Raw genomic sequence first — 21,031 nt, forward strand, 5'->3', positions numbered from 1 at the left:
ACATGGAAGATAATAAAAATAATATTACCTTAAGAAACATAACGACTGAAATTGAAAATTCATTCTTAGATTATTCAATGAGTGTTATTGTATCGCGTGCATTACCAGATGTTCGTGACGGGTTAAAACCAGTTCATAGAAGAATACTTTATGCTTTTAATGATTTAGGATTAACATATGATAAACCTTACAAAAAAAGTGCCTTCGTTGTAGGGGAAGTTATGGCGAAGTATCACCCTCATGGTGACTCTGCAACATATGGAACAATTGTACGTTTAGCACAAGATTTCAATAGTAGATATCCTTTAGTAGATGGTCAAGGGAACTTCGGTTCTATTGATGGAGACGGTGCTGCTGCAATGCGTTATACTGAAGCTAGAATGAGTAAAATAGCTTCTGAGTTATTACGTGATATTAACAAAGATACTGTTGATATGCAAGATAACTATGATGGAACAAAACAAGAACCAAAAGTATTACCAGCAAGAATTCCAAACTTATTAGTTAACGGAAGTAGCGGGATTGCCGTTGGTATGGCGACTAATATTCCACCTCATAACTTAGGTGAAGTTATCGATGGGGTAATCGCATTAGCTGATAACTCAGAAATAACGATTGCTGAGCTAATGTCTAAAATTAAAGGACCTGACTTCCCAACAGGATCATTCCTATTAGGACGTAGTGGTATAGTTAAAGCATACACAACAGGACGTGGTTCTGTAATTATGCGTGGTAAAACTGAAATTGAACAAATGAAAAATGGTAAGGAAAGAATCATTATTACAGAAATTCCTTATCAAGTAAACAAAGCAAAATTAGTTGAAAAGATTGCTGAACTAGCTCGTGATAAGAAAATTGAAGGTGTTACAGACCTTCGAGATGAAAGTAACTTAAAAGGTATGAGAATTGTAATTGAATTACGTCGAGATGTTAATAGTAACGTAATTTTAAACAATTTATACAAATTAACACCATTACAAAGTTCATTCGGTGTTAACATGATTGCGCTTGTAAATGGAGTACCTAAGTTATTAAATCTTAAAGAAGTACTTTATTACTACTTAGAGCACCAAAAAGAAGTAGTAGTTAGAAGAACTAAATTCGATCTAAAAAAAGCACAAGCTCGTGCTCACATATTAGAAGGTTTACGAATTGCTTTAGATAATATAGACAGAATAATTAGCTTAATTCGTGGTTCTCAAACTGCTGAAGAAGCGAAAGCTGGGTTAATTGACCAATTTGGATTAACTGAAATTCAAGCCCAAGCTATTCTAGATATGCGTCTACAAAGACTTACAGGGTTAGAACGTGATAAGATTGAAGAAGAGTATAGTAAACTTATGGAACTTATCGCTGACTTAGAAGATATTCTAGCTAAACCAGAACGTGTAATTCAAATCGTTAAAGATGAGTTATTAGAAGTTAAGGAAAAATTCGGAGACAAACGTCGTAGTGTAATTATTGAGGGACAAGTAGATCAAATTGAGAACGAAGATTTAATTGAAAAAGAACAAATCATAATTACTCTATCTCATAACCAATACATCAAACGTCTTGCTGCAAGTACATATAAATCACAAGGTCGTGGTGGACGTGGAGTAAATGGTATGACTACAAATGATGAGGATAATGTGGCTTACATGCTAAGTTGTTCAACTCATGATCATATCCTATTCTTTACAGATAAAGGTAAGGTATATACTCTTAAAGGTTATGAAATTAACCAAATGAGTAGACAATCTAAAGGAATACCAATTATTAACCTATTAGAAATTGAAAAAGAAGAAAAAGTAAACTCTATTATTGCTATTTCTGATTTACAAGAAGAAGGAACAAACCTAATATTCTCAACTAAATATGGTATCATTAAGAAATCTAAATTAGGAGATTACGCAAGTATTCTTAAGAAAGGTAAGATTGCCCTTAAACTTGATGAAGATGATGCATTAATCGATGTACAGAGAATTACAGATGATCAAGATATTATGATTGTTACAGCAAATGGGCAAGCAATCAGAATTAATGCTGAAAAAGTTCGTACGATGGGACGTGTAAGTCGTGGTGTTAAAGGTATTACACTTTCTCCAGATGACTACGTAGTAGGTATGGAAGTAGTTGATGAATCTAAGAAAATTTTAACAGTAACAGAAAATGGTATTGGTAAAATTTCTAAATCTACGGAATTCAATGTAATTAACCGTGGAGGAAAAGGTGTTAAAGTAGCAAAAGTTACGAAGAAAACAGGTAAGATTGTAGCGGTTAAATCAATCGCAGGAAATGAAGACTTAATGATAATGACTGATCAAGGAATTATTATTAGAATAGATGTTTCTACAATCAGTACATTAGGAAGAACAGCGACTGGAGTTAAGGTTATTAACCTAGTTGATAATCAAAAAGTAGCAACTGTAACTTTAGCAGCTAAAGAAGAAAGCTACGAAGAAGAATAGGAAGTAAATATCAAAAAACTAGGAGAACTCTATAAATGGTAAAATACTATTTATAGAGTTTTTTCATGAAAATAAAGAATGGAATAATAGTATTTTCAAAATAATATTTGATGTGAAAATTATAATATAATGAAGGTTTCTAAGCGGTTTAAAATAAATAATTAAACATAGTGAAATAAGAACAATAAAAACAGATTTCTAAAAAAAGTTAGTAAAATAATTAAGAATATAAAAAAAATATCTAAAATTCATTGTTTTATTAGAAAAAAAGTTTTATAATGGATTATGTAGTTAAAACTGATAAATATACTTTATTAGTAAAAATCTTATCAAGGAGTAACTAAATGCAAAACACAAGATTAGAAAGCAATGTGAATGAAAATATTATACAAGAAGAGATTCAAATTCTTACAGAGATGCTGCTAAAAGCAACAAAAAAAATGATTTCTGAAGATACATTTGAAAAAATTGTAGAATTAAAAGCATTAGCAGATGAAAAAAATTACGAAAAATTAAATCTTATAATTAAAGATTTAACTCAAGAAGAAATGGAAATTGTTGCAAATTTCTTTTCAATTTTACCATTATTAATTAACATAGCTGAAGATGTCGATTTAGCATATGAAGTTAACTATAAAAATAATATAGGTGAATCATATGTAGGGAAATTATCTGAGTCTATTAAAAATATTAAAGATAAAAATATCTTAGAAAATATCAATGTAGTACCAGTATTAACAGCTCACCCAACACAAGTTCAACGTAAAACAGTTCTTGATTTAACAGAAAAACTTCACAGTTTATTAAGAAAACATCGTGATGTGAAAAATGGATTAATCAATGAGAGAAAATGGAAAAATGCAATCCAAAAACATATCGAAATATTAACACAAAGTGATATTATTCGTGAGAAAAAATTAAAAGTAGCTAACGAAATCACAAACGTGTTAGAGTATTATAACTTATCATTTATTAAAGCAATTGCAAAAATAATGACTGAGTATAAATTATTATTAGAAGAAAATAATATAGAATTAAAAAATGAAACACCTATAACAATGGGAATGTGGATCGGTGGAGACCGTGATGGAAATCCATTTGTAACAGCTGAAACATTAAACCTATCAGCTATGAAGCAATGTGAGCTTATTACAACGTATTATATTGAAAAGTTAAATAGTTTATATAGAACATTCTCAATGTCATCTCATGTTACTAAAGGAAGTAAAGAATTAGAAGAATTAGCAAATCGTTCAAGTGATACTTCTGAGTATAGAGAAAAAGAATTATACAGAAAAGCAATATCGTACATTAAAGAAAAACTTGAAAACACAAGAGAGTATTTATTACAAGATAAAGAACTTGAAGATAAATATTTTACAGCTGATGAGTTTATTGATGATTTAACAATAATTGAAAAATCATTATTAGAAAACAAAGGTGAAATATTAGTAACTGGAGAATTTGAAGAATTACTTAATGTGGTTAAAATCTTTGGATTTTATTTAGCGAGTATTGACATGCGTCAAGACTCAAGTGTCTATGAAGCATCAGTGGCTGAATTATTAAGTAGTGCTAATATCGAAAAAGACTACAGTTCGCTAAGTGAAGAAGAAAAATGTGAACTTTTATTAAAACAACTAAAAGAAGATCCACGTCCGCTAAGTATAAACGATGAAAATAAACAATCAGAAGAATTAAGAAAAGAATTAGCAATATTTAGAACAGCTAGAAAATTAAAAGATAAACTAGGTGATAATGTTATTAAACAAAATATTATTTCACACACAACAAGTGTCTCTGACTTATTAGAACTTGCAATTATGCTAAAAGAAGTAGGTTTAGTAGGAAGTGACTTTGCAAGATTACAACTTGTACCATTATTTGAAACAATTGAAGACTTAGAGAATTCATATGAAGTAATGGATAAATATTTAAGCTTAGATATTGTGAAAAAATGGGTAAGAGATAATAGAAGCTATCAAGAGATTATGTTAGGATACTCAGATAGTAATAAAGATGGAGGATACCTATCATCAGGATGGTCGCTTTATAAAGCGCAACAAGAGTTATCATCACTGGGAGAAAAACACAATATTAAAGTTACATTCTTCCATGGTCGTGGTGGTACTGTTGGTCGTGGTGGTGGACCAAGTTATGATGCGATTATTTCTCAACCTCTAGGAAGTGTACAAGATAGAATTCGTCTTACAGAACAAGGTGAAATCATCGCAGCTAAATATGGAAATAGTGACGCGGCATACTATAACTTAGAAGCTTTATTCTCTGCCGTAATTCAAAGAATGAATACAGATAAAATTAATACAGATATAAGAGATATACCTGAAATCCAAATTATTATGGATGAAATAGTAGAAGATAGTTACAACAAGTATCGAGAATTAGTCTTTAAAAATCCTAACTTCTACAATTATTTCTTTGAAGCAACACCAATTAAAGAGATTTCAAGTTTAAACATTGGTTCACGTCCAGCATCACGTAAAAAAATTACTGATATTGGTGGCTTAAGAGCAATTCCATGGGTATTTTCATGGTCACAAAGTAGAATCATGCTACCTGGTTGGTATGGAGTAGGAACAGCATTTTCTAATTACATAAACAAAGATAAAGGTAATATTGAAAAGCTTCGTAAAATGTATAAAGAGTGGCCATTCTTTACATCTCTACTTTCAAATGTAGACATGGTTATGGCGAAATCAGATATGGATATAGCTAGAGAATATGCTAACTTGTGTAAAGAAGAAGAAACTAAAAAGGTATATGAAGAAATTTTAAGAGAATGGAATTTAACAAAACAAGTAGTTTTAGAAATTTCAGAACATAAAGAATTCTTAGAAGATAATACTTATTTAACTCGAAGTTTAGAAAATAGGTTACAGTACTTTAATACATTAAACCTAATTCAATTAGAGTTAATTAAACGTTCAAGAGAAGGTAAATTACCTGAATCACAAATTAATACAATTCACATAACAATTAACGGAGTAGCTACAGGACTTAGAAACTCAGGATAATAAAAAGATAGAGGATTCATGTTGAATCCTCTATCTTTTTAGAAGTTTAATGCTTAATAATTATATAATTAGATATGAATTTTGATTGCATAAATAAATGGAATTGACTCAGAAATCGATTTTGTCGAGTTTCTCCGCACAGTTTATTGATATCTAAAAAGTTTTCATAAAGGGAATTTAGATATCAATAAACCATTGCGTCCATGAGTTTTTATATAAACTTATAAAAAGCTTAGGATTTTTGAGTCACTCTCGTTTTAAATTATTTAATTTTCATAGCGACATAACACTTAGGTGGAACAACTGTTCCGAAAGGTGTCGAATAAACTTCATTATTTCCAAATAGTTTTTCACCAGAGAAATTCTCAATAAAATGTGCTTTAGAATTAAGATTTACTACACAAAGAATACTATTTCGTCTATATGCAACACAATTATCATTTGTATATACAAATTCAAAGTTTGTAATAAAGTCATCTTTATTTTTATTTCTAAAGTTTGATAATTCAATATAGTGATTTAACAGATCTTCATCCTTATCATTATGTGTAAATCCTAAACGATTATAAGGATCTCTAAAGCCGTACATTCCAATTTCATCACCATAATAAATACAAGGAACACCAGGTAGAGTAAATTGAATAAAACTAGCATACTTAAGAAGTTCTTTCGCTTTAGCATATTGTTCATTAGACATTTTATATGTCGGTCTTTCATGAACAGGAACATCTTCAGGATTGTCAAATGCTAGCATAGTTAATACTCGTTCTGTATCATGACTTCCTAATAAGTTCATTATAGCATCAAGAGCTGGGCGTGGATAATTTTCTACTAGTTTTAAAACTTCAAGAGTAAAGTCTTCTGCATTTTTATTTTTTACGAAGTTAATAATTGCGTTCTTCCAAGGATAATTCATAGCGCTGTCAAGTTGATCACCTAAGAAATAACGACGACGAGTATTGTATGAAATTTTATTAGTTGCATCTTCCCAAACTTCACCGATGATTAGAGCATCTTTGTCATAGTATTTCGCACTTTCACGAATTCTATCTAAAAATTCATCAGGGAACTCATCAGCAACATCAAGTCTCCATCCAGCAATTCCAAGTTTTTGCCAAAAGTTGACAACACCACTATCCTTATTATTAATAAAATCGCTGTATTCTTTATTTTCTTTTATCACCGTAGGTAAGTTATCAAATCCCCACCACGAATGGTATTCATTAGGGAAATTTATGAAATTAAACCAAGAATAATATGGTGAATTTTGTGAATTATAAGCTCCGATGCTATCATAGTTATTATACCTATTGAAATAGATACTATCTGAACCGGTATGACTAAATACACCGTCTAGTATGATTCTAATATTATCTGCTTTAAAATCTTTACAAAATTTTTCGAATTGTTCATTAGTACCAAAATATGGATCAACGTTAAAATAATCTGAAGTAGAATAACGATGGTTTTCTGGACTTTCAACGATTGGGTTAAGATATATACTCTCGATATTTAATTTTTTGAAATATTCTTTTTCTTCTTCAATGCCTAGTAGATTTCCCATTAGAAAATCTTTAGCTCCATAATTTTCATGAGTAATAGATGAATGCGGAATACTATTCCAATTTTCATGCCTAATTCTCACATTTTCATTCTTTGCGACTTTTTCTGTAAATTTTTCACTGCGTTTAAATCTATCAGGGAAAATTTGATACATTATAGAACCTTTATACCAATCTGGTGTAGTGAAGTTTTTATCGTAAACTGTCAACTGCCAATCGGGTAGGTCATCTTTGCTATTCACCAATTTAGCGTCAAGTTTATCATTTTTTAAATAAACATAAAAACTATCAAAGTGAACTTCAAAATGATAAAAATAAAGACCAGTGTTAAATGGTTCAAAAGTTACATGATAAGTAGAGTAGTTCTCTATAGTTTTTTCTTTGAACTCTAAACTCTTAGAAATAAGTTCACCTGTATATTCATTTTTAATAATTATTTTGAAGTCGTTAAAGTAAAAGTCATCCTTTATGAATACTTCAAAATAGAAATCGTCATTATTTTTTAATGCCCCCTGAGGGTATTTATTTTTTATTGGATTAAATTTAATCATATTTTTCATCTCCGAAACATAAAATTTTCATTACTAAACTGTTTTCTAAAATCAATCAGTTTAATTTTAATATAAAAGTTTTTAAAAGTAAATATTTTAAATAAAAAATAAAGAAAAATAATTAATATAAAAGCAATGTAAGGGGTATAATTCTTTATAGAAAATAACTAAAGAAAACATTTACATCAAGGCTTCATTGTGTTATACTATAGGTATAAAAAATAAAGAAATAATTAGTGATAAAATAAACTGTTTTTATTCATATTTCTTTATGATAAAAATTTTTACCAACTAAAGTAAACGTTTACTTTTAGTCAAAAGGGGGTTATTTAGTGAGTAATAATATGGCAGAATATTTATTCCATGAAGGGACTAATTACCATAGCCATAAATATTTAGGATCGTTTTTAGATGGGGATAAATGTACATTTCGAGTATGGGCGCCAAATGCAGTGAAGGTATTTGTAACTGGTGAGTTTTGTTCTTGGCATCCGCATACTCATGAAATGAAATTAATTAATGATAAAGGTATATTTGAAGTTGAGATTAGTGGTATTAAACAATATGATGCATATAAATATGTAATAGTTACTAAAAGTGGAACTGAATTATGGAAAGCAGATCCTTATGCAAAACATGCTGAAACCAGACCTTTGACTGCTTCGAAAGTTTATTCACTACCTAGCTATGAGTGGAAGGATAGTAAATGGATGAAATCTAGGGAGGTTCCATATCATGGACCAATGAATATTTATGAAGTACACTTAGGTTCATGGAAACATCATGAAGGTGGTAAGGAATTAAGCTACAGAGAGTTAGCCCATACTTTAGTAGACTATGTTAAAGATATGAACTATACTCATATAGAATTGTTACCTGTGACTGAATACCCATATGATAAATCTTGGGGATATCAGGCAACTGGATATTTTTCACCGACTTCGAGATATGGTACACCAGAAGATTTTATGTATTTTGTTGATTGTTGTCACCAAAATAATATTGGAGTAATTTTGGACTGGGTACCAGGACATTTTACTAAAGATGCACATGGATTATACGAATTTGATGGAACCCATTGTTATGAATACTCAGATACAAGAAAGATGGAGCACGAAGGTTGGGGAACTAGAGTCTTCGACTATGGACGAAATGAAGTAAGATCATTTTTAACATCAAGTGCAGTTTCTTGGATAGAAGATTATCATATTGATGGAATTCGAGTAGATGCGGTTAGTTCGATGATATTTTTAAACTACTGCCGAGATGAAGATAAATCTGCAAGGAATATCTATGGCGGTTTTGAAAATTTAGAAGCAATTGACTTCTTAAAAAATTTAAATCTTTACGTAAAAGAAAACTATCCTGGTGTTTCTATGATAGCGGAAGAATCAACAAGTTATCCAAAAGTAACAGCAGCAGTTGAACATGGTGGTTTAGGATTTGACTTTAAGTGGAATATGGGATGGATGAATGATAGTCTTGATTATTTAGAAACAGATCCTTTCTTCAGAAAAGGAGTTCATAACAAATTTACTTTCTCAATGCATTATGCATTTTCAGAAAATTTCATCTTGCCGATTTCACATGATGAAGTAGTACATGGGAAAAAATCGTTATTAGATAAAAGTCCTGTTCCTTATGAAGATAAGTTTGGTAATTTTAAAGCATTTTTAGGATATATGTATGCACATCCTGGGAAAAAACTAACATTTATGGGAATTGATATTGCTCAATTTATTGAATGGGATGAAGAAAGAGAATTAGATTGGTTATTAATGCTTTATCCAAAACATGTATTTACACATAGATATGTTAAAGAGCTTAACAAGTACTATAAATCTACACCTGCATTATGGGAAAACGACAGCGACTGGGACGGATTCAAATGGCACGTAGTAGATGATAATAACAACAATGTTTTTGCTTTCTCACGTATAGATAAATCTGGTAAAGAACTCCTAGTAGTTACTAACTTTTCAAATCAAATATTAAAACATTATGAAATAGGAGTAAATACTTGGGGAAGTTACAAAATAGCATTGAACTCGGATGCTAAGAAATACGATGGATTAGCAATTTCAAATAGAAATTTAAAAACTATTAATAAAGAGAAAAATGAATTTAAATATACTTTGAGTATAAACATACCACCTTATACAACGATGTATATAGAAAAAAAATAATAAGTTTTAGAAGAAGGGGGTCAAATTTATGGCACGAAAAAAAGAAGTAGTAGCTATGCTACTAGCAGGAGGACAAGGTACGAGGCTTCAAGTATTAACAAAAGATATGGCTAAACCAGCCGTACCTTTTGGTGGGAAATATAGAATTATCGATTTTCCATTATCAAATTGTGCGAACTCTGGAATTTCAACAGTTGGGGTATTAACACAGTTTATGCCACTTGAGCTTAACTCATACATGGGTAATGGTCAACCATGGGATTTAGATAGAATGGATGGTGGATTATCAATTTTACCACCTTATACTGCAGGTAAAACGGGAGAATGGTACAAGGGAACAGCAAATGCTATTTATCAAAATATTAAATACATAGAGCAATACAATCCTGAATACGTACTTATCTTATCTGGAGATCACATTTACAAAATGAATTATAAAGAAATGTTAGATTTCCATAAACAAAAAGGTGCTGACTTAACAATAGCACATATAAATGTTCCTCTTGAAGAAGCGAGCCGTTTTGGTATTTTAAATACAAATACAGATTTAAAAGTAACAGAGTTTCTAGAAAAACCAGAAAATCCAATATCTACAAAAGCATCAATGGGTATTTATATTTTTAGTTGGAAAGAACTTAGAGAATACCTGATACGTGATGAGGAAAATCCTGATAGTGAAAAGGACTTCGGTAAAAATATTATCCCAATGATGTTAAACGAAGGTAAAAACATCTATGCTTATCCATTTTATGGATATTGGAAAGATGTTGGTACAATAGAAAGCTTATGGGAAGCTAATATGGATCTTATTAAAAATAAAGAGAACTTCAATATTGATGATAGATTATGGAGAATTTACTATCGTCATGAAGGTGCTATGCCACAATACTTAGGACATAGTGCAAATGTAAAAAATTCTATGATTTCTGATGGGACTGCAGTTTATGGTACGGTTTCTGAATCTATTATTTCTTCAGGTGTTAGAATTGAAGAAGGTGCGGAAGTTGTAGGAAGTATAATAATGAAAGATGTTCTAATTGAAAAAGGTGCTAAAGTTTACAATTCGATTGTTGCTGAAGGAGCAGTAATAAAAGAAAATGTAGAAGTTGGTCACAGAGAAATAGTTTTAGGAAAAGAACAAATAACAGTAATCGGTAGGGATGAAGTTGTAAATGACAATAGGAAAGTAGAGGGAAAATAATATGGTAAATGCGTTTTGTGTATTATTTGCAGATAACTATCGTAATGATGATTTGCAAGGATTAGTAAGAAATAGAACACTAGCATCTTTAGCTGTTGCATCAAGGTATAGAATGATTGATTTCATGTTATCTTCTTTAGTAAAAGCTGAAGTATCAAATATTGCAGTAGTAACAAATTATCACTATAAATCATTAATGGATCACCTTAGTTGGGGAAAAGACTGGGATTTAAATAGAAAAAATAGTGGTCTTAAGTTTATTACACCAATGTCAAACCATCATTCAAACCGTGTAGCTCAAAACAAGATTGAGGCATTAGGGGATGCTTCTAAATATGCAGATACATTGTTAGAAGAATATTGTATTTTAGCTGATGGGAACATTGTAGGGAATATTGATTTTAGAGATATGGTAAATTACCATAAATCAACAAATGCAGATATAACGTTAGCTTATACTTATAGAAAACCTCAACAACGTGAATCGCAAATAATTTTTGATGACAAAAATAGAGTTTATGACAGTTTATATCATTATGATGGATATGATCAAGTGTGCCCGACACAGGTTAAAATCTATATAATGTCTAAACAAATGTTTAAAGAATTAGTTAAAAAAGGGACGACATTGGGATGGCAAGACCTTCTATTAGACTTTATTACAAAGAACTTCCATCGTTTAAATGTTTATGGATATGAAATTAAGAATTACAACAGAACAATTAATAGCGTACAAGAATACTACAATTTCAATAGAGACTTATTAAATCCAGAAAAGTTAAATGAATTGTTCTTATCAGGAACTGATATTCTAACAAGAGTAGCAGATAGTGTGCCAACTACATATGGAGATGGAGCAATAGTTAAGAATTCTATACTAGGTGATGGTTGTGAAATTAACGGAATTGTAGAAAATAGTATCCTGTTTAGAGATGTTGTAGTTGAAGAAGGGGCAGTAATTAAAAACTCAATAGTACTTCCTAATTGTGTGATTAAAAAATCAGCATACTTAGATTGTGTGATTTTAGATAAATATGCAGTAGTTTCAGAAAAAGTTGAATTAAAAGGAACAGAAAACTGCCAAGTTATCGTTGAAAAAGGTAAAATAGTAGAATAATAAAAAAAGGGTTAGATTAACATGTGGGAGAGATTTGTAAAACTTTCGATTTTCAAAAGAAAAAAGAGTATAATATACAGATAGACTACATCTAAAACTAACCCTTTTAGTATGAAAGTAAATTACGAATAAGGAGAAATATAATGAAAATTTTATTCGTGGCAGCTGAAGCGGCACCGTTTGTTAAGGTTGGGGGTCTAGGTGATGTTATAGGTTCATTGCCCAAAGCCCTTCAAGATGAAAATGTAGAAGCAAGGGTTGTACTGCCGTTGTATTCTTCAATAGACAGAGATAAGTACGATTTAAAATACAGACAACATATTTTTATTAATTTAGGATGGAGAACAGTTTACTGTGGAATCTTTGAGACTGTAGTAAATGGAGTAACATACTACTTTATTGATAATGAACAATATTTCAATAGAGATAGTGTATACGGCCAAGAAGATGATGGGGAGCGTTTTGCATTCTTTTCAAAAGCAGCATTAGAAATATTACCTCATATTGACTATAAACCAGATGTAGTAAACGCTAATGATTGGCATGCGGCATTATCGATTATTTATTTGGATGATCTTAAAGCAAGAGCAGAAGGCTTCTATCAAAATATTAAAAGTGTAATTTCAATTCATAATATTGAATTCCAAGGTAAATTCAATCCTTATGAAATGGATAACTTATTCGGGCTAGATAATAAGTACTTTGATGCACTAATTTACAAAGGTGATTTAAATTTATTAAAAGGAGCCATACAATTAGCTGATAGAATTAATACTGTAAGTGAAACATATGCTCATGAAATATTAGACCCGTACTTCTCATACGGATTAGATGATATTTTAAGAATAGAACAAGGGAAACTTCATGGTATAATTAATGGTTTAGATATTGATAAATTTAATTCAAAAACTGATAAACTAATTTTTAAAAATTTTGATTCTAAAACATTAAAAAATAAAGTGAAAAACAAGTTGAAATTCCAAGAAGAATTAGCATTAGAAGTGAATGAAAATATTCCAATGATTGGAATGGTTACAAGATTAACTCATCAAAAAGGTATAGATTTAGTCCTGCATGTAGCAGATGAGATTTTAAAAACTGGAGCACAATTAGTAATTTTAGGAACAGGTGATAGACATTATGAAGATGCACTACGTTCATTAGAATATCGTCGTCACGATAAAGTAAGAAGCTTAATAATGTTCTCTTCAGAAGCGTCTTCGAAAGTATATAGTTCTTGTGATATGTTCTTAATGCCTTCTAAAACTGAACCATGCGGTTTATCTCAATTAATTTCAATGAGATATGCCACAGTACCGATTGTTCACAGAGTAGGTGGTTTGAGAGATACGATAGAACCATTTGACGGTAATTCTGGAACAGGATTTACATTTGAAAGTTTCGACGCGTATGATATGCTAGATGCTGTATACAGAGCGACATACTGCTATTACCAAGAACGTCATATTTGGAATAAAATTATGAAAAATGCGATTAAACAAGATGTAAGTTGGAAAAAATCAGCTTTACAATATATAGATATGTACAATGAAATAGTTTAATAAACTAGACTATAGGAGAAAATAATGAAAAATCAAGAATTTGAACAAAGAATAGAGAAGTATTTAAAAAGACAATTTGGGATTACTATATCGGCAGCTAGTAAACGTCAAGTGTATGAAGCGTTGATGAGTACGGTAAGAGAAAAATTATCTGAGAAAAAATTTTCTTACGAACAAGAATTGAAAAAAACAAAGCAAAAACGTGCTTACTACATGTCAATGGAGTTTCTAGTAGGTAGAACTTTAAGAAATAACTTATTTAATCTAGGAATTGAAAAGGAAACTAAAGAATATCTAGAAAAAAATAATTTTAATCTAGATGATATCTATGATATTGAGCCAGACCCAGGTTTAGGAAATGGTGGACTTGGAAGACTTGCTTCATGTTATCTAGATGCCTTAACTAGTAGTGATTATCCAGTAACTGGCTTCTCAATTTTATACGAATATGGAATTTTCAAACAAGTTATCAACAATGGTTGGCAACAAGAATTTCCAGATTACTGGTTAGACTTAGGAAAATACGGTCTTGTTTATAGAAATGATGAAGAAATTGAAGTAAGATTCTACGGTCATGTAGAAGAAAAAATGACAGAAGATGGATTTAAAGTTGAGCACAAAGATTACACATCAATCCAAGCAGAACCATATGATTTATTAATCTCTGGATATAAAACTAAAACAGTTAATACATTACGTCTTTGGGAAGCAAAAGCGAAAACTGGTTTTAATATGAAATTATTTGAACGTGGAGAATATTCTAAGTCTTCAGAAGCAGAAGCAATTGCCTCATCGATTTCTAAATTATTATACCCTGCAGATAGCACAAATGAGGGTAAAGAATTACGTATAAAACAGCAGTACTTCTTTATTAGTGCATCTCTTCAACAACTAGTAAAAAATCACTATAATGAATTTGGTACATTAGAGAATTTAAGTGAGCATGTAGCATTACATATTAACGACACTCATCCGGCTATGGGAGTTCCAGAATTAATGAGATTATTACTTGATGAATATGGATATTCTTGGGTCAAAGCTTGGGAAATTACAACTAAGACATTTGCTTACACAAACCATACAATTATGGCAGAAGCTTTAGAAAAATGGTCTGTAGATTTATTCAAGCCGTTATTACCACGTATTTACTCAATTATTGAAGAAATTAACAAACGATTCTGTCAGTGGGTAATTGATCAAGGTAAACACTATACATTAGCAGAAACTGCAATTATATATGATAATCAAATCAGAATGGCTAACTTATCTATCATAGGAAGTCATAACGTTAATGGTGTATCAAAATTACATAGTGATATCCTTGTGGATTCTACGTTTAGAGCATTTAACGAATTATATCCAACAAAATTTGGTAATGTTACGAATGGTATAGCTCACCGCAGATGGTTAGGGCAAGCAAACCCTGAGTTAGCATCTTATCTAAAAGATTTAATTGGTGATGATTTTGTTAAAGATTTATCTAAGATTAGTAAATTAAATGACTACAAAAATGATAAGAAAGTTGTAGCAAAACTTCAAGAAATTAAAAAAGTTAAAAAAGAACAACTTGCTACATATATTCAAAATACTACAGGTATAACTGTAAATCCAGACTCTATCTTTGATGTTCAAGTTAAGAGACTTCACGAATACAAACGCCAATTACTTAATGCATTACACATTGTATACTTATATAGAGAAATTAAGTACAATGGATTACGTCCAGTGCCAAGAACATTTATCTTCGCAGCAAAAGCATCTTCTGGATATCAAATGGCTAAAAATATCATCAAATTTATCCACTCAATATCTCAAATGATTGAATGTGATGAATTAGTTCGTGATTACATCAAAGTTGTATTCCTTCCAGATTACAAAGTTACTCTTGCAGAGAAAATAATACCTGCAGCTGATATTAGTGAACAAATTTCACAAGCAGGTAAGGAAGCAAGTGGTACAGGTAATATGAAATTAATGCTGAACGGTGCGTTAACATTAGGAACACTTGATGGAGCAAATGTGGAAATTCATGAAGCGGTAGGAGATGAAAATATATTTATCTTTGGTCTGGAAACACCAGAAGTAGATGCACTAAATGCGCAAGGATACAAACCATGGGAATACTACAATAATTCAGTCAAAATTAAAGAAACACTAGATTTCATTAGAACTATGACTGTAGGTGGAATGAATTTCAACTTTATTGTGGATTATCTACTAACTCAAGATAATTACATGTGTTTAGCAGACTTTGAAAGTTATGTTGCAGCTCAAGAAAAAGTAGCAGAAACTTATCAAGATAAAGAAAAATGGGGACAAATGAGTTTAGTTAATACAGCTAATGCTGGAATCTTCTCTGCAGATAGATCAGTAGAAGAATACGCAAAAGACATTTGGGATATAAAAAAAGTAAAATAGAATAAACATAATCAGAGTAACTTAGAAAATTTATTTTATAAGTTGCTCTGATTTATTTTTATTATGAGTGAAAAATAAATATATTTGTTTTTAATCATAAAGTGTATATAAACACGACGTACTCATAGATAAAAAGTAATTATTATGGTAAAATTAGAAGGAAAGACTGTTTAAAATTGAAAAATTAAAAAAATTTCAAAAGAAAACAACTAGTAAATTAAAAAGAGGTAATTATGGCAAAAGAGAGAGCTGATGTCCTTTGTGTGAGTCAAGGATTATTCGAATCACGTGAAAAAGCAAAACGAGCGATAATGGCTGGTATTGTTTATAATGATAATATAAGAATCGACAAAGCAGGAGAAAAGGTTGAATCAACTGCTGAACTAAGAATTAAAGGTAAACAGATGCCTTATGTAAGTCGTGGGGGGCTTAAATTAGAAAAAGCAATTAACGAACTAAATTTTGATGTTAAAGATAAGGTAATGATTGATATTGGATCTTCAACTGGTGGATTTACGGACTGTGCTTTGCAAAACGGAGCGAAATTCGTCTATGCATTAGATGTTGGGACAAATCAACTTGTTTGGAAATTACGTAATGATGATCGTGTAAAAGTAATGGAGCAAACTAACTTCAGACACTCAGTAAAAGAAGACTTTGATGTATATGATATAGATATAGCATCAATCGATGTTTCATTTATTTCATTATCATTGATACTACCAAATCTTGCAGAAATTATAAAAGATAGTGGAGAAGTTTGTGCTCTTGTAAAACCACAATTCGAAGCTGGAAAAGATAAGGTAGGAAAAGGTGGAATAGTTCGAGATAAAAAAGTTCAACTTGAAGTAGTAGAAAAGGTATTACTTTTAGCCAATAGTGTTGGCTTTAGTATGACGAATCTATCTTATTCTCCAATAACAGGAGGAGAAGGAAATATTGAATTTCTAATGATATTAAAATACAATGAAACTAAAGAAGTAGAAAATAAAAATATAAATATCGAGCATATCGTAAACAATGCTCATAATCACTTTAAATAGAGGAGGAACCAATGTTAATTCAGTTAAATATTAAGCAATTTGGAATAATTGAAAAAGCAACTATAGAACTAAAAAATGGTTTAACTGTCTTAAGTGGAGAAACAGGTGCCGGTAAATCAATGATTCTAGCGGCAATTTCGCAATTATCAGGTCAAAGAACCTCAACTTCCTATATTCGATATGGTGAAGATAAGGCTAGTGTAGAAGGAGTATTTGATTTTCCAAAGAGTAAGGAAGTTAAGGAAATTTTTAATGAATTAGACTTAGATCTAGAAGATGAGGTAATTGTAGTTCGTCGTGACATTTATAGTAGTGGAAAGAGTGTCTGTAGAATAAATGGAACTATAGTTAACCTATCGACATTAAAAAAAGTAGCTGCTCATTTATTAGATATCCATGAACAACACGATAATCAAGTTCTATTAGTAGAGAAAAATCATCTTAATTTAGTAGATTCTTTTAATCGTGAAAAAATACAACCTGTGTATATAAAATACAAAGAGAAGTATAAAGAATATCAGATAATAAAAGAAAAAATTGATAACTTAAAACAACAAGAGAGTGATGTTCTTCAAAAAGTAGATTTCTTGAAATTCCAATATAAAGAATTAAGTCAGATGAAACTAAAAAAAGATGAAGACTTAGAACTTGAAAAAGATATTGACTATCTGGAAAACTTCGAGAAGGTGAATAATCTTGCTCATAGTATTACTGAAGGAATCGATGGGGAATATGGTGTTATTTCTAAACTAGCAGAAATCAGATCTAATCTAGGAGAGTTAACTAGATATAACTCAAACTTTGAAGAAAAGTATGAAGAAATTACAAATTTATACTATATCTTAGACGATTTGAAATATGAAGTATCTAGTTATACTGATGTTATCGAATATGATGAAGAAAAATTAGATAGATTAATCTATAGATTAGATAAGATAAAAACTTTAGAGAAAAAATATTCAAAACCATTAAATGAACTAATAGTTTTCACAGAAACTATAAAAGAAGAATTAAATGAGTTGGAAAATTATGAAGAAAACTTCGAAAATTATCTAGAAGAAAGTAAAAAAATTGAGGAAGAATTAACAGTTTTAGCTGAAGAGTTAAGTTCTTTAAGAAAAGATACAGCTTTAAAATTAGAAAAACTTATCCAAGATGAGTTGAAATTCTTATATATGGAAAAAAGTACAATTAAAGTTGACTTTAAAGAAAAAGAATTCTCATCAACAGGAAAAGATGATGTTAAGATTCTGATTAGCGCAAACTTAGGAGAACCTTTAAAATCATTATCTAAAGTAGCCTCAGGTGGTGAACTTTCTAGGGTGATGTTAGCACTAAAAATAATCTTCTCAAGAAGTATAGAGGCTACTTCAATTATCTTTGATGAAATCGATACTGGTGTAAGTGGAAGAGTGTCACAACGAATGGCTGAAAAGATGTATCAACTAGGAGTAGGATCACAAGTATTATGTATTTCGCACTTACCTCAAACAACAGCTTTGGCGGATACTAATTTACTAATTAGTAAAGAAATCATTGATAAGAGAACATTAACTGTCATAAGAGAGTTGACTGAAGAACAAAAGATTGCAGAGGTAGCAAGAATGGTATCAGGAGATACTATGACAAAACTTTCAGAAGAACACTCTATTGAAATGTTAAGATTAGCTGAAAAAATTAAAGAAGAGATAAAAGAAAAACTAAATAAGTAGTTAGTAAAAATACCGTAAAGGTAAAGGAGGACTATGACTAAAGAAGGAAAAATTTTAAAAGCACTTAGTGGATTTTATTATGTAGACTGCTCTGGAGAAGTGATTACTTGTCGTGCAAGAGGAAACTTCAGAAATGAAAATATCACGCCGTTAGTAGGAGATGATGTAAAAATTCAATTAAGTGATAATAATACAGGGTATGTTGTAGAAATATTAGAAAGAAAAAATGAATTACTACGACCTAAGGTAGCAAATATAGATTATAGTATTATCGTAGTATCTGTAAAAGATCCAGAGTTTTCTAGTAAATTACTGAATAAAACAATTTGTTTAAATGAAAATAGTAATGTAGATATCATTATTGTCTTTACAAAGCTTGATTTATTAAATGACGAAGAGCTTAATAAAATGAAAGAAATAATAAACTATTACTATGAAATAGGATATCAAGTATTTACAAACTCTGATGAAGATATTGAAAAATTAAAACAAGTCATTTCAGAGAAGTATGTAGCTATTTCAGGACAATCTGGAGCAGGAAAGTCGACGTTTATTAATAAGCTTGCAGAACATTTAGATATTGAAACTGGAGAAATCTCTAAACATCTAGGACGAGGACGTCATACTACGAGACATACGGAATTTTATCAAATCGATGATTTCTATATCGCAGATACTCCAGGATTCTCTTCATTAGATATTACATTTATTGAAAAAGAAGATTTACAATATTTATTTAGAGAATTTAACGATTATGATTGTAAGTTTAAACCGTGTAATCACATGGAAGAGGTTCAATGTGGAGTCAAAGAAGCGGTGGAAAGTAAAGAAATATTAGAAAGTCGTTATGAAGACTACAAAGTGTTATTTACGGAAAAACAAAATCAAAAGAGAAAATATATAAAGGAGAGATAAGATGAAGAAAATATTACCTTCAATTTTATCAGCAGATTTTGCTAACTTAGAAAGAGATATTAAAGAATTAGAAAGTATCGGTGTTGATATGTTTCACATCGATGTAATGGATGGAAACTTTGTTCCAAATATTTCATTTGGATTCCCAATAATTGAATCAATCCGACCTAAAACAGCTAAAGTTTTTGATTGTCATCTTATGATTGCAAATCCAGAAAACTACGTTGAACAATTTTGTAAAGTAGGTTGTGATATGGTATCGTTCCACATCGAAGCTACTAATCATGCAGATAGAGTTATTCAAGTAATTAAAAACAATGGAAAAAAAGCTGGTATTGTACTAAACCCTCAAACACCAATCGAGAGTATTAAATACCTATTACCAAAATTGGATTATGTTTTAATTATGACTGTGAATCCAGGGTTCGGTGGACAAAAATTCATTCCTGAGATGTTAGAAAAAATTGAAGAACTAGCAAAACTTAGAGAAGAAAAAAATTATAACTTCTTAATAGAAGTAGACGGTGGAATAAATATAGAAACGTCAAAATCTTGTCGAGATAAGGGAGCGGACTTATTAGTTTGTGGTTCATTCTTATTTGGAGCAAATGATAAAGAAAAAACATTAGGTGAGTTGTTGAAATAATGAATATAAAAAAAATAAACATAATGTTAGGAGGAGTATTTCCAAAAGAATTCCCTTTTTCTAACTTATGGTGTGGAGTAGATAAAGGCGCGTTGTACTTGCTTAATAATGGAATTAATCCAATATTAAGTTGCGGGGATTTTGATTCGATAACACTTGAACAAAGAAAGGAAGTTGAAGAAAAATCTAAGTACTGTAAAGTGAAAAGTAGTGAAGATTTAACAGATGCAGAATTTGCGTTAGAACATATTTTAGAATTATTTAAAGAGGTTGAAGAAATAGATATTTACGGTGCTACTGGAAGAAGACTTGATCACTTTTTTGGTAATATACTTTTACTTAATAATAAGAAATATCAACAGATTAAGATTAGAATAATAGATGATAATAATATTATTACAGTAGCTAAAAAAGGTCTAACTATCTTTGAAAGTATAGAAGGATATAAGTATTTCTCAATAGTACCTATTTATGAAGATACTTTAATGACAATAAAAAATTCTAAATATGAAGTTAAAGATCTAATGTTGACATTAAATCGTCCTAACGCTACTAGTAACGAATTTAAAAGTAATGAGGAAATAAAATTAGAAGTTAGTAATAATGTACTAGTACTATACTCAAAAGATTAAA

Annotated in this window: 13 protein-coding genes; 12 read left to right on the forward strand and 1 reads right to left on the reverse strand. The window is 30.2% G+C overall.

Features of this window, described 5'->3' with window-relative positions:
* Positions 1–2: 2 nt before the first annotated feature.
* Together gyrA and ppc are read left to right on the forward strand one after the other, a co-directional pair.
* A complete protein-coding gene (gene gyrA / locus HMPREF3186_RS06825) occupies positions 3–2,450 on the forward strand; it encodes a DNA gyrase subunit A (protein WP_060914512.1) in 2,448 nt (815 codons plus the stop codon).
* 344 nt (positions 2,451–2,794) lie between these two features.
* Positions 2,795–5,485, forward strand: a complete 2,691-nt coding sequence (gene ppc / locus HMPREF3186_RS06830) for a phosphoenolpyruvate carboxylase (RefSeq protein WP_060914513.1) — start codon at positions 2,795–2,797, stop codon at positions 5,483–5,485.
* 262 nt (positions 5,486–5,747) lie between these two features.
* Here the strand turns inward: ppc and HMPREF3186_RS06835 are convergent, their stop codons facing one another.
* The gene (locus HMPREF3186_RS06835; protein ID WP_060914514.1) at positions 5,748–7,598 is read right to left on the reverse strand and encodes a glycoside hydrolase family 13 protein; all 1,851 of its coding nucleotides are present in this window, start codon (positions 7,596–7,598) and stop codon (positions 5,748–5,750) included.
* Between the two features lie 332 nt (positions 7,599–7,930).
* Between HMPREF3186_RS06835 and glgB the strand changes: the two genes are divergently transcribed.
* The 10 genes from glgB to HMPREF3186_RS06885 all read left to right on the forward strand — a co-directional run bounded on the left by glgB (position 7,931) and on the right by HMPREF3186_RS06885 (position 21,030).
* Complete coding sequence (gene glgB / locus HMPREF3186_RS06840) at positions 7,931–9,784, forward strand: 1,4-alpha-glucan branching protein GlgB (RefSeq protein WP_084812675.1); 1,854 nt, start codon at positions 7,931–7,933, stop codon at positions 9,782–9,784.
* Positions 9,785–9,812: 28 nt separating this feature from the next.
* Positions 9,813–10,985, forward strand: a complete 1,173-nt coding sequence (locus HMPREF3186_RS06845; RefSeq protein WP_060914515.1) for a glucose-1-phosphate adenylyltransferase — start codon at positions 9,813–9,815, stop codon at positions 10,983–10,985.
* Position 10,986: 1 nt separating this feature from the next.
* Entirely contained in the window at positions 10,987–12,102 is a 1,116-nt protein-coding gene (gene glgD, locus HMPREF3186_RS06850) for a glucose-1-phosphate adenylyltransferase subunit GlgD (protein WP_060914516.1), read from the forward strand.
* Between the two features lie 143 nt (positions 12,103–12,245).
* Positions 12,246–13,664, forward strand: a complete 1,419-nt coding sequence (glgA, locus tag HMPREF3186_RS06855; protein WP_060914517.1) for a glycogen synthase GlgA — start codon at positions 12,246–12,248, stop codon at positions 13,662–13,664.
* 24 nt (positions 13,665–13,688) lie between these two features.
* A complete protein-coding gene (locus HMPREF3186_RS06860; RefSeq protein WP_060914518.1) occupies positions 13,689–16,082 on the forward strand; it encodes a glycogen/starch/alpha-glucan phosphorylase in 2,394 nt (797 codons plus the stop codon).
* Positions 16,083–16,315: 233 nt separating this feature from the next.
* A complete protein-coding gene (locus HMPREF3186_RS06865; protein ID WP_060914519.1) occupies positions 16,316–17,125 on the forward strand; it encodes a TlyA family RNA methyltransferase in 810 nt (269 codons plus the stop codon).
* 11 nt (positions 17,126–17,136) lie between these two features.
* Positions 17,137–18,837, forward strand: coding sequence for a DNA repair protein RecN (gene recN, locus HMPREF3186_RS06870; RefSeq protein WP_060914520.1), 1,701 nt, complete (start codon positions 17,137–17,139; stop codon positions 18,835–18,837).
* A 33-nt stretch (positions 18,838–18,870) separates the two neighbouring features.
* Positions 18,871–19,752, forward strand: a complete 882-nt coding sequence (rsgA, locus tag HMPREF3186_RS06875) for a ribosome small subunit-dependent GTPase A (RefSeq protein ID WP_060914521.1) — start codon at positions 18,871–18,873, stop codon at positions 19,750–19,752.
* A 1-nt stretch (position 19,753) separates the two neighbouring features.
* Positions 19,754–20,398 carry a ribulose-phosphate 3-epimerase gene (gene rpe, locus HMPREF3186_RS06880; RefSeq protein WP_060914522.1) on the forward strand — a complete coding sequence of 215 codons (645 nt, stop codon included), beginning with the start codon at positions 19,754–19,756 and terminating at the stop codon, positions 20,396–20,398.
* The gene (locus tag HMPREF3186_RS06885; RefSeq protein ID WP_060914523.1) at positions 20,398–21,030 is read left to right on the forward strand and encodes a thiamine diphosphokinase; all 633 of its coding nucleotides are present in this window, start codon (positions 20,398–20,400) and stop codon (positions 21,028–21,030) included. The genes rpe and HMPREF3186_RS06885 overlap by 1 nt, the downstream gene beginning before the upstream one ends.
* The last annotated feature ends 1 nt before the right edge of the window (position 21,031 follow it).

Origin of the sequence: Gemella haemolysans (assembly GCF_001553035.1) — a bacterium.
Lineage (GTDB): Bacteria > Bacillota > Bacilli > Staphylococcales > Gemellaceae > Gemella > Gemella haemolysans_B.

Excerpts from the sequence above, each read along its gene's own strand:
- HMPREF3186_RS06845 (WP_060914515.1), top strand. The coding sequence starts at position 9,813 with ATGGCACGAAAAAAAGAAGTAGTAGCTATGCTACTAGCAGGAGGACAA.
- glgD (WP_060914516.1), top strand. The coding sequence starts at position 10,987 with ATGGTAAATGCGTTTTGTGTATTATTTGCAGATAACTATCGTAATGAT.
- HMPREF3186_RS06860 (WP_060914518.1), top strand. The coding sequence starts at position 13,689 with ATGAAAAATCAAGAATTTGAACAAAGAATAGAGAAGTATTTAAAAAGA.
- HMPREF3186_RS06865 (WP_060914519.1), top strand. The coding sequence starts at position 16,316 with ATGGCAAAAGAGAGAGCTGATGTCCTTTGTGTGAGTCAAGGATTATTC.
- rsgA (WP_060914521.1), top strand. The coding sequence starts at position 18,871 with ATGACTAAAGAAGGAAAAATTTTAAAAGCACTTAGTGGATTTTATTAT.
- ppc (WP_060914513.1), top strand. The coding sequence starts at position 2,795 with ATGCAAAACACAAGATTAGAAAGCAATGTGAATGAAAATATTATACAA.
- HMPREF3186_RS06885 (WP_060914523.1), top strand. The coding sequence starts at position 20,398 with ATGAATATAAAAAAAATAAACATAATGTTAGGAGGAGTATTTCCAAAA.
- gyrA (WP_060914512.1), top strand. The coding sequence starts at position 3 with ATGGAAGATAATAAAAATAATATTACCTTAAGAAACATAACGACTGAA.
- glgA (WP_060914517.1), top strand. The coding sequence starts at position 12,246 with ATGAAAATTTTATTCGTGGCAGCTGAAGCGGCACCGTTTGTTAAGGTT.
- HMPREF3186_RS06835 (WP_060914514.1), bottom strand. The coding sequence starts at position 7,598 with ATGATTAAATTTAATCCAATAAAAAATAAATACCCTCAGGGGGCATTA.
- rpe (WP_060914522.1), top strand. The coding sequence starts at position 19,754 with ATGAAGAAAATATTACCTTCAATTTTATCAGCAGATTTTGCTAACTTA.
- recN (WP_060914520.1), top strand. The coding sequence starts at position 17,137 with ATGTTAATTCAGTTAAATATTAAGCAATTTGGAATAATTGAAAAAGCA.